The following is a 5,520-nucleotide window of genomic DNA, read 5'->3' as shown; positions in this document are numbered from 1 at the left end:
CGATCATCGCTGTGCGTCGGGTCGGGCGCGACGTGGCCTTCCTGGGCGAACCGCGCCGACCATCGGCTTGCACTCGACACGCTCACACCGAACCGGGCTGCCGCTCGATGGAAGGAAGCGCCCTCGGCCACGGCCGCCACCACGCGCTCGCGCAGATCGACAGACAAAGGTGATGGCATCGCCGGCTCCTTCATCAGTCAACGCGGCAAACGCTGCTCCGTCGCAACGCCCATGGAAACGGCTCTTAGGGGGCAATGAGCGTGGGGTCACGCCTGCGCGAGCGCCGGCTCCTGCTTGGGGCTGTCGCCATCATCGAGTCGGAAGTGATCGAATTCACCCGCCCGAATCGCTTCCGGCTGTTTGTCGCGAGTTCCGATCGCACCTTCGACCGGGACCTCATGATCGACGCTTTGGACACCGGCGGATCGCGACTCACGCTCGTGATCCGCCCAGGTTCCAGGGCCTCCACGGGCCGTGTGCTCCTCGATATTTCCTCACCTATTCTACAGGTCCGACTGAGAGACGAACTCGAATTGGATATCGCCGACTTTGCGGCAGCCCTGCGGGGCTGACGGAATCGTGCCGTTCGCTGATGGCCGTCATGGCGGGGCGGCCGGGCGGGTGCAGTCTCTCGACGAGGCTGACGCCCCTGGGTGCCGGGTCCGGATCGGACTCGTTCCCCCGGCTCAGGACGACAAGCTGGCGGCTTCGATGCCCAAAACGAGTGGCATTTCAGGCGTAGGAAGGCAGGTGTATCATGACTGGATCGACAGCCCGGGCCGTCATCGTTCAGCCGGGCGGCGGCTTCGACAAGGTGACCTTCGGCGAGAGTCCCGTGCCGGAGCCCGGCCCCGGGGAGATCACCGTCCGCCTGCGGGCGAGCTCCCTCAACTATCACGACTACGCGGTGGTCAGCGGGATGTGGGGGCCGAGGGAGCCGCGCATCCCGATGTCGGACGGGGCCGGCGAGGTCGAGGCCGTCGGGCCAGGGCCGGCCGAGTTCGCCGTGGGCGACTGGGTCGTCAGCACGTTCTTCCCGACCTGGCTGGAGGGCACGCCGCAGGTCGAGGGCTTCGCCACCGTGCCGGGGGACGGGGTCGACGGCTACGCGCGGGAACGGGTCACGGCGCCTGCGACGGCCTTCACCCGCGCCCCCCGAGGCTGGGACCATACCGAGGCAGCGACGCTGACCACGGCCGCCCTCACCGCCTGGCGGGCGCTCCACGCCGATGCCGGCCTGAAGACCGGAGATGTCGTCCTCGTCCAGGGCACCGGCGGCACGTCGCTGTTTGGGCTGCAATTCGCCAAGGCGGCGGGTGCCACGGTGATCGCCACCTCTTCCAGCGACGCGAAGCTGGAGCGCCTGCGAGAGCTCGGCGCCGACCACGTCATCAACTACCGCGCCGATCCGGCCTGGGGCGAGACCGCCCGAAGGCTGACCGACGGGCGCGGCGTTGACCACGTCCTCGATGTCGGCGGGCCGGCGACGCTGGAACAGTCCATGGTCGCCGTGCGGGTTGCCGGCCACATCTCGGTGATCGGCATCTTGTCGGGCGTGGCGGCCGAGCTGCCACTCGTGCCGGCGCTCCTGCGGCAGATCCGCTTGCAGGGCGTGCTGGTCGGCAGCCGCCGCCACCAGATCGAGATGATCCGCGGGATCGAGGCCTGCGGTCTGCGGCCGCTGGTCGACAGCCGCTACCCGCTCGACGACCTCGTCGCGGCGTTCCGCCATCAGGAGAGCAACCGCCATTTCGGCAAGATCTGCATCGCGACCTGAGGGGCGTCGCGGCGGCCGCAGATCGGATGAGCCGCAAACGTCGTAGAAGCGGGCGGGCAGATGCGGCAGCGCGGTTTTAGCGCGCTGCCGCCACGCGCTCGTGGGCGGCTGTCGGTGCCGACGCCGGCTGGCTTGCCTTCAACTGCGGCAACACCTCCGAGCCGATCTCTTCGAGCACCTCGCCGGCGCTGCGTGCGCCGTACTTGAGGTTCAGGATCACGTGGTGGACGCCGATCGAGCGGAGCGAGAAGAGAAAGTCGAGCGGGACTTTGCGGCCGCTGCGGAACCCGAGGTGAATGGGTTGTGGCGGGTGATCCGGGTCGGCGTGTAGATCGACCTAGAGGGATTGAGCGAAGGGCTTGAACGCGCCCGGCGCCACGCCGGCGGGGGTAGCTCGCCACCAGGCCGCAACTTCCGCCTGGCGCTCGTGCGCGTCGGCGCGGCGATATCGGCGCCTCGTGTCGTCTGCCCGCCAATATGCGAACCGCTGCGCCCGGGGAGCGCTGTTCGCAGGCGACCGAGCCTCTGGCGTGTATGTGGGACCGAAATAATCACCTGAACCGCACTGCGCTATCGACCGGACCGCCGCCTTAGGCAGAGAAAAACGAGCTGTCGCGAAGATCTCCTAAGGACCCATCCGTATTGCTCGTCCGTGTGATCTATCTAAGTATCAAAACCAATACGCTCACTGTAGGGAGAGACACGAATGAATAGATATTTATTAGTATAAGTACATATCAAAAGACTTTAGTCCGCACGAGGTTTTTATGTTTCTGGAGTTCGGCCTTGACGATCTTAGAACGAACGATGTGTCAGGACATCAGCCAAGATCGGCGGGGCAGGATCGGTTCCGGGCGCCTGCCGACCATGCTGTCGAGTCGTTTCGAGCCGGCGAAACGATCTACAAAGATGGGGATACGGCCGACTTCGTCTACGAAGTCGTCTTTGGTGTCGTCCGGATCACCACCATAGCATGTAATGGGCATCGTACTGTTTACGCCTTCCACGCAGCCGGTGACATTTTCGGAATCGAGAAGCGGTCTACCCGCTACTCCTGCGCGGAGGCCGTCAGTGAGGCGCGGGTGTTGCGCTGCTCAGACCCGCGACTTGAGGCCATGATGATCTCCGACCCGGCCGTGGTGCGTCGATTGTGGGCGCATGTCCTGGAAAACGCGGAGCGCGCAGAGGAGATGTGCCTTCTTCGCCATGCCCACGCGATCCATAAATTTGCCTACTTCCTCCTTGAGATGAGCACGCCTCTGACGGTCGGGAAAGCTTTTAAACTTCCGATGTCCCGTTTCGACATCGCGGCTTATCTTGGTGTATCGAGCGAAACTGTCAGCCGGGCCTTCACTTTGCTTCGGCAGCGCGGTCTCATCTTGACAAAGGGCCGCTTCGTCACACTCATCAGTACCGTAGCCTTGCGCGAATTCGTCGGTGATGCGCTTCGCCATCGTGGGCTCGAGAGCGACATCCGCTTGAGATAGTCCTGCTCGGAGTGCGGCTCAACTCGGACACCTCAGAACTCCTGCGTTGGAGACCACGATTTGTGGGCTGGTCGCCCGCTATGAGCCGCGAGGTCTGGAACTTTGACGCTGCATGCCGACTCGGCAGTGCTGTCTTCCGCCAGACCTGGCGCTCGCGGTCACACGCTCATTCGGCTCTGACATTGAAGCCGTCGGCCCGGTTCCTGCCGTCTTCCGCCCTCTGTAGAGCCTCACCAAGAATTCTCCATCCTCGATCAAGCTGGCGACGGAGCGGGTGTCACAGCTGGCACAGCAGCTGCCGCTGTCCGCCCGACAGCCGATCGAGCCGGGTCCGGGCGAGCGCCGTCAGCCCAAGCCGATCGAGGACGGCCGCCGCTTGGACGGGCGCCGACGCGCTGGGCACCCGCTCGCCCGCCCTGGCGGCGTGGATGACGGCCTCGATCACCGTGAAGGCGAGGTCGGGGGGCAGGGCCTGCGGCATGAAGGCCACGCCCTCCGCGCGGCGAGGCGCCGGGGCACCTATCATTTCGCGGCCGTCGAGCCGGATCGAGCCCGCGGCCGGCACGAGCCCGGCGAGCGCGCGCAGGAGCGTCGACTTGCCCGCCCCGTTCGGCCCGGCCACGACCGTGAGCCTTCCAGGCTGTATCATCGGCAGCGTCACCCCGCGAAGGACCGCGTGCCGGCCGTAGCCCACCCGCAGGTCGGCGACCGCGAGCCCAGCCGACCCATTGGGCATCATGGCGCAATCTCACAACATGGCGTCATGACGCCACCCTGCGCGCGATCAGGATCATGAAGAACGGCACCCCGATCAGCGCGGTCACAATTCCGATCGGCAGCATCGTGCCGGGTACGAGGAGTTTGCTCGCGGTGGAGGCGAGCGAGAGCAGCAGGGCGCCGGTGCACAAACTCATCGGAAGCAGGAAGCGATGGTCCTCTCCGGCCAGCAGCCGCGCAAGGTGCGGCCCGACCAACCCAACGAAGCCGATCGTCCCCACGAACGCGACCGCCGCTGCCGTCAACACGCTGATACGCAGCATGGCGGCTAGATGCAGCCGGCCGACGTCGATACCGAAGGTGCGTGCGCGTTCGTGGCCGAAGCGCAGGGCCGTCAGGTCCGCGGCCGAGCGCTGCGACAGGGAGACGATGATGGCGAGGATCGCGGCCAGCGCGCCGATCTGCGCCCAGTCCGTGCGGCCGAGGCTCCCCATCGTCCAGAACACGAGCTGCTGCAGCGCCTGCTCGGTCGCCGCGAACTGGAGCAAGGCCACCAGGGCGTTGAAGCTGAAGAACAGCGCGATGCCGAACAGCACGACGCTGTCGCGCCCGCCTCGCAGCCGTGACAGACCCTGGAGCAGCAGGGCCGCTCCGAGGGCGAATGCGAAGGCGTAGGCGGGCACGACCCACGCGCGGGGCAGATACGGCAAGCCCATGCCGGCCACGATGCAGAGCGCCGCGCCGAAGGCGGCGGCCGCGGCTAGCCCTAGGGTGAAGGGGCTCGCGAAGGGGTTGTCGAGGATCGTCTGCATCTCGGTGCCCGCGAGCGACAGGGCCGCGCCGACCAGCAGCGCCGTCACCGCGGGCGGCAGTCGGACCGCCCGGACGATCGCCGTTTCGGCGGGCGTGACGCCCGCCGGGTCGAGCAGCGCGCGCAGCACGTGTCCCGGCGGCAGCATGGCGGGACCCGTCGCCATGTCGAGCAGGAACGCGAGCCCGACACAGAGGATCGCCAATGCCAGCCACACTGCTCGCCGCCGAAGCGTCCGGGCGTAGGCTGCCGCCGGGTCGGGCGTGGCGGAGAGACCGACGGTCACGGGTCGATCCAGTAGGTGCCCGCCATCGGCACCGCGAGAAAGCGGGCGCTGATCTCGGCGAGCGTCGCTTTGGGTTCGATGCCTTCCATGAGTTCCGGGTGCAGCCACTTAGCCATGACCTCGACGGCTAGAGCCGTTTCCATGGGCGTTGCGACGGAGCAGCGTTTGCCGCGTTGACTGATGAAGGAGCCGGCGATGCCATCACCTTTGTCTGTCGATCTGCGCGAGCGCGTGGTGGCGGCCGTGGCCGAGGGCGCTTCCTTCCATCGAGCGGCAGCTCGGTTCGGTGTGAGCGTGTCGAGTGCAAGCCGATGGTCGGCGCGGTTCGCCCAGGAAGGCCACGTCGCGCCCGACCCGACGCACAGCGATGATCGCCTCCCGGCCCTCGATGCGCAAGCCGATCTGATCCTGTCCACCTACGAGGCCCGGCCCGAGATCTTCC

General features: G+C 66.8%; 9 protein-coding genes. 4 read left to right on the top strand and 5 right to left on the bottom strand.

Features of this window, described 5'->3' with window-relative positions; translation table 11 throughout:
- On the bottom strand, positions 1 to 179 hold a 179-nt coding region (locus BM228_RS33100; RefSeq protein ID WP_139234349.1), incomplete at its 3' end, for a helix-turn-helix domain-containing protein.
- 81 nt (positions 180 to 260) lie between these two features.
- Between BM228_RS33100 and BM228_RS33095 the strand changes: the two genes are divergently transcribed.
- Together BM228_RS33095 and BM228_RS33090 are read left to right on the top strand one after the other, a co-directional pair.
- Complete coding sequence (locus BM228_RS33095) at positions 261 to 572, top strand: hypothetical protein (RefSeq protein ID WP_139234348.1); 312 nt, start codon at positions 261 to 263, stop codon at positions 570 to 572.
- A gap of 185 nt (positions 573 to 757) precedes the next feature.
- Positions 758 to 1,777 carry a zinc-dependent alcohol dehydrogenase family protein gene (locus BM228_RS33090; protein ID WP_092047537.1) on the top strand — a complete coding sequence of 340 codons (1,020 nt, stop codon included), beginning with the start codon at positions 758 to 760 and terminating at the stop codon, positions 1,775 to 1,777.
- 76 nt (positions 1,778 to 1,853) lie between these two features.
- Here the strand turns inward: BM228_RS33090 and BM228_RS35080 are convergent, their stop codons facing one another.
- Positions 1,854 to 1,997 carry a hypothetical protein gene (locus BM228_RS35080; protein WP_167367912.1) on the bottom strand — a complete coding sequence of 48 codons (144 nt, stop codon included), beginning with the start codon at positions 1,995 to 1,997 and terminating at the stop codon, positions 1,854 to 1,856.
- 547 nt (positions 1,998 to 2,544) lie between these two features.
- Between BM228_RS35080 and BM228_RS33085 the strand changes: the two genes are divergently transcribed.
- Positions 2,545 to 3,264 (top strand): helix-turn-helix domain-containing protein, encoded by a 720-nt coding sequence (locus BM228_RS33085; protein ID WP_092047535.1) that lies wholly within the window; start codon positions 2,545 to 2,547, stop codon positions 3,262 to 3,264.
- 277 nt (positions 3,265 to 3,541) lie between these two features.
- On the opposite strand, the gene BM228_RS33080 is transcribed toward BM228_RS33085, so the two are convergent.
- The 3 genes from BM228_RS33080 to BM228_RS35075 are packed head-to-tail and all read right to left on the bottom strand — an operon-like array spanning position 3,542 to position 5,221.
- Positions 3,542 to 4,003, bottom strand: coding sequence for an ATP-binding cassette domain-containing protein (locus tag BM228_RS33080; protein WP_092047530.1), 462 nt, complete (start codon positions 4,001 to 4,003; stop codon positions 3,542 to 3,544).
- Positions 4,004 to 4,025: 22 nt separating this feature from the next.
- Entirely contained in the window at positions 4,026 to 5,078 is a 1,053-nt protein-coding gene (locus BM228_RS33075) for a FecCD family ABC transporter permease (protein ID WP_092047519.1), read from the bottom strand.
- Entirely contained in the window at positions 5,075 to 5,221 is a 147-nt protein-coding gene (locus BM228_RS35075; protein ID WP_167367911.1) for a hypothetical protein, read from the bottom strand. Before BM228_RS35075 ends, BM228_RS33075 begins: the two co-directional genes overlap by 4 nt.
- A gap of 52 nt (positions 5,222 to 5,273) precedes the next feature.
- Between BM228_RS35075 and BM228_RS35750 the strand changes: the two genes are divergently transcribed.
- The coding region (locus BM228_RS35750) for a helix-turn-helix domain-containing protein (protein WP_244537441.1) at positions 5,274 to 5,520 on the top strand (247 nt) is incomplete at its 3' end.

Source organism: Methylobacterium pseudosasicola (assembly GCF_900114535.1).
Taxonomy (GTDB): domain Bacteria; phylum Pseudomonadota; class Alphaproteobacteria; order Rhizobiales; family Beijerinckiaceae; genus Methylobacterium; species Methylobacterium pseudosasicola.
This window is presented reverse-complemented; position numbering and strand designations above follow the sequence as displayed.

Coding starts and splice junctions, on each gene's coding strand:
- BM228_RS33090 (WP_092047537.1), top strand. CDS start 758: ATGACTGGATCGACAGCCCGGGCCGTCATCGTTCAGCCGGGCGGCGGC.
- BM228_RS33085 (WP_092047535.1), top strand. CDS start 2,545: ATGTTTCTGGAGTTCGGCCTTGACGATCTTAGAACGAACGATGTGTCA.
- BM228_RS33080 (WP_092047530.1), bottom strand. CDS start 4,003: ATGATGCCCAATGGGTCGGCTGGGCTCGCGGTCGCCGACCTGCGGGTG.
- BM228_RS35075 (WP_167367911.1), bottom strand. CDS start 5,221: ATGGAAACGGCTCTAGCCGTCGAGGTCATGGCTAAGTGGCTGCACCCG.